The sequence below is a fragment of the Paenibacillus sp. OSY-SE genome (genome assembly GCF_000283315.1).
In the GTDB taxonomy this organism is placed as follows: domain Bacteria; phylum Bacillota; class Bacilli; order Paenibacillales; family Paenibacillaceae; genus Paenibacillus_B; species Paenibacillus_B profundus.
The window spans coordinates 1-3096 of record NZ_ALKF01000100.1 but is presented as its reverse complement, the minus strand read 5'-3'; the positions used below and the strand labels follow the sequence as shown (position 1 = coordinate 3096).

At 42.3% G+C, this 3096-nt stretch carries 2 protein-coding genes and 1 pseudogene; all 3 read left to right on the top strand.

Going from position 1 to position 3096, the window contains the following annotated elements; translation table 11 throughout:
- A partial coding sequence (locus tag A372_RS37035; RefSeq protein WP_202803263.1) for a hypothetical protein occupies nucleotides 1-485 on the top strand: 485 nt, incomplete at its 5' end.
- Between the two features lie 184 nt (nucleotides 486-669).
- The gene (locus tag A372_RS0100635; protein WP_019418923.1) at nucleotides 670-1005 is read left to right on the top strand and encodes a hypothetical protein; all 336 of its coding nucleotides are present in this window, start codon (nucleotides 670-672) and stop codon (nucleotides 1003-1005) included.
- 859 nt (nucleotides 1006-1864) lie between these two features.
- Nucleotides 1865-2748: pseudogene (locus A372_RS39215) on the top strand (reverse transcriptase domain-containing protein).
- Nucleotides 2749-3096: the final 348 nt, after the last annotated feature.

Sequence of the window (3096 nt, the reverse complement as noted above, 5' to 3'; positions counted from 1 at the left end):
TGTATGCGTATGTCGGAAACAACCCGATTAATTACGTGGACCCGAGCGGGTACAGCAGCCAGTCATGCGGTGGCGGCGGTAAGAAGGAAGGACCTTTTGAGGGGACGGAAAAAAGTAGAGCAGATTCCTTAAGAGAAAAATATTCACACCTTTCACCAAATGAACGTTCTGCTAGACTACAACAATTAGCAGAGGAAAATGCTTATCGTCGACTTCAAGATTTGGAAAACTCCATACCTGGTGCTCACTTCTTGGAGAGACATGGTGCTCAAACAACATTACAATCTCAATATGATCGTGCGACACAGGGAATTAATCCGACTACTGGTGTAATTGATACCGACAGGAGAGGAAGACCCCGAATACCAGCTGCTGCTACAAAGTTTTTAAGTCACAGGGATCAGCTCAATATGATTCAACGTTCACAACAAATATTGGAAAAATACTGGACAATTATCGTATGCCCAAAATCCGATATCTTTTGATCTTATTATCGGCTCAGGATATCAGCGCGGGACCTTGAATTATGGAATATCACGTTCTGGTCAGGTCTTTTTCAATCAAAATAATCAACCTATCACTGCATTTCCGAGATGGGGTCAATAAATCATGTTAATGAGAGCAAATGTAAAGCTTCATAAAAAAATTAAGAAAGGAGGCAATTAAATTATGAATAATCTAAAACCTGAAAGTATAGTAACCCTATTAAAATATCTTGATATGGATTTTATGTCTGATGAACAATATGATAATATCTGTGATTTGAATATAAATGATCAAGAACATCAGCTACAGGTTATCAGAGCTGTAATTGTTCCAGGATATAACGAATTGAATGAGAGAGATCAACAAAGTATGAAGAAAGTTCTAGAGATGTGTTTACAAGAAAGAGTTTCGTTGAATGGAATTTTTGTATCGATATCTATGCCTTTTGAGAGTGAAATTAAGAACAAAAGGGGGTTTTTTCAAAATATTTATGAAGAATTATTTGGAAATGAGAGTTGAATAAATAAGCCGTAACTACTCCTTTGAATGAACATAGTAGCCTAAAAACTATTTACAATTACAATTATTGGATAATTTCTAATATTATGAAGGTATGTTGTTAATAATAACGATATCTTACTAGAGAAATATGTAATCCGATATAATTTTTCCATCTAGAGATCTTTCATCAGAGTAAGATATGATGGAATGAATAACTATTTTAGTGAGTTTTGAAATGCATTTAGATTCTCATAGCTTAAAAGCTCATCATTTTGATTTGAAGGCTTATTCCAACTTGTAATTCGGGGGGAATAAGCCTTTTCTATAATGCGTGCCCAGAGGCACGCATTATCTTGTTGGTGCAAGTCCAACCGAAGGAGTCGCCAAGCCACCTTTGTAGCTAGGATACCTACGTATGGCGAAATCCGTGCGTAGAAGCGTATCGTCGAAAGTACCTGTCAGAGACAGGGCGAGCAATATGCCAGACCGTAACATGAAGTGAATCTTGCCGCGTCGTCAAAAAGGCCTCGCAAGAGGGACGAGAGGAAGCCGAGCCCTGCTTTGTTCATGTTTCTTAAGGAGGTACGAGTGAGTGAATGCCAATCGGCTAATGACACAAAAAAAAAGTTCAACAACTCCAAGAGAAGCTAGGTCATGCGGCCAAGGAAAACAAGAGACGTAGATTTCATGCACTCTATGACAAAGTGTACCGAATGGACATTTTGTGGAGAGCATGGAGAAGCGTGAGAGCCAACAAGGGAGCAGCAGGATTGGATGGGCAGACGCTCAAAGATATTGAGAAATTAGGTGAATATCAGTTTGTGTATAACTGCCACCTTCTTCTAAAAGAGGGCAAGTACAATCCTGGGCCTGTGCGGTGGCAATTCATCCCCAAGAAAGATGGAAAACAAAGACCGCTGGGTATCCCCACGGTACGAACCGTGTCATACAGATAGCGGCGAAATTGGTGATAGAACCCATCTTTGAAGCGGACTTTCAAGGAGTATCGTTTGGATTTCGCCCGAAACGAGGTGCCAAAGGAGCACTAGGCCGTATCCGAAAGGCCTGTAACCGCAGGGGGAATTTGATGGTCGGCGTCGACATTCAAGGCTACTTCGACAATATCAATCAGGAAAAGCTAATGAAGCTGATGGAAATGCGTATTAGCGATCGTAGAATCCTGAAGCTAGTTCGGAAGTGGCTGACAGCAGGAGTAATGGAAGAAGGAACGGTCAGACGCTCGGACCTCGGAACACCGCAAGGAGGAGTTATATCACCGCTGCTTGCGAATATCTATTGAACTATTTTGATACGTTATGGGAAAAACATGGCGGCAAAATAGGAGGGCTGACGCGATACGCAGATGATTTTGTGGTCGTATGCAAAACAAGAAAAGATGCTATCCATGCATACAAACAGATATGTTCGATTATGGAGAGGCTAGAACTTACACTGCATCCAACCAAGACACGTATTGTAGGCTTGTGGACAGGCGAAGAAGGATTCGACTTTCTTGGATTGCATCACAGTAAGACGAAAGCAGAAACCGCAAATAGTCAGGTCTACTACACAACACAGCAGTGGCTAACCGAGAAAGAGGAGAAGCGCATACGGGAAGTAGTCAAGGAAAGACTGGCACCGCCAAGGATGCGTGTAAAGTCGCTAACGGAACATATTGAATGGCTCAATCTAAAGATACAGGGATGGCGGAATCACTACTATACTATACACCATACAGTCAGCGTAAGATGGCGAAGTTAGACTGGTACATCCTACAAAGGCTAGCACGCTGGTACGCTAAGAAGAGGCAACGGAAAAGGTGGATGGGTTCTGTTGCAGAAATGAAGTTTCTAGCCAAACAGTGCGGTCTCAAAACTCTCTTGTAGTCTGCATGCACATGAATGACGAACATCGGAAAGCCGTATGAGGGAAAATCTCGCGTACGGTTTGATGAGGAGGGGCAGAATTATCTGCCCTTTACTCTAGGGTAGTCGTCTAGCCGAATTCACTACCAGGGCGATTTGAACTTGAAATCTATGAAAGAGGCACCACGACCTATTCTTTTGACGCGTTCAACCGGACCGCCGAGGTGGAGAAGCCAGATGGCAG